General features: G+C 45.5%; 1 protein-coding gene. It reads left to right on the top strand.

Annotated features, from left to right (window positions below):
• Positions 1-429, top strand: a 429-nt coding sequence (locus tag JR005_RS14985; protein WP_228731702.1) for an ATP-dependent (S)-NAD(P)H-hydrate dehydratase, incomplete at both ends; no start/stop codon positions are given.

The following is a 429-nucleotide window of genomic DNA, read 5'->3' as shown; positions in this document are numbered from 1 at the left end:
TATCTTACATCTCCAGAGATTGATTTACCCAAACGTCAGGCTTTCGGTCATAAGGGCAGCTATGGGCATATCTTGGTCGTTGGTGGTCATGCCAATATGGGCGGCGCGGTCATTATGGCGGCAGAAGCGGCTTTTCATGCAGGTGCGGGCAAAGTCACCGTGATGTGTAATGCGTCGCATCATTCAGCCATATTGTCACGTTCACCTAATATCATGGTGCAAGACATTGATCAGTTCGATTCAGCAAAAATAGAAACCTTGCTCAGTCAGATTGATGCCGTTTGTTTTGGAATGGGCTTGGGACGAGATGATCAGTCAGCACAGATTTTTCAGCGCTGGTTTGAAATCTTACAAAGCCAAACTCAGCTTGAAATTGTGTTGGATGCAGATGCGCTTTGGTTCTTGGCAGAAGAAAAAAATACTGATTTG

It is taken from the genome of Acinetobacter sp. Colony158, from assembly GCF_019264745.1.
GTDB lineage: Bacteria > Pseudomonadota > Gammaproteobacteria > Pseudomonadales > Moraxellaceae > Acinetobacter > Acinetobacter ursingii.
Note: the sequence above shows the minus strand (reverse complement) of the source record. Positions and strands in the feature narration are given on the sequence as shown.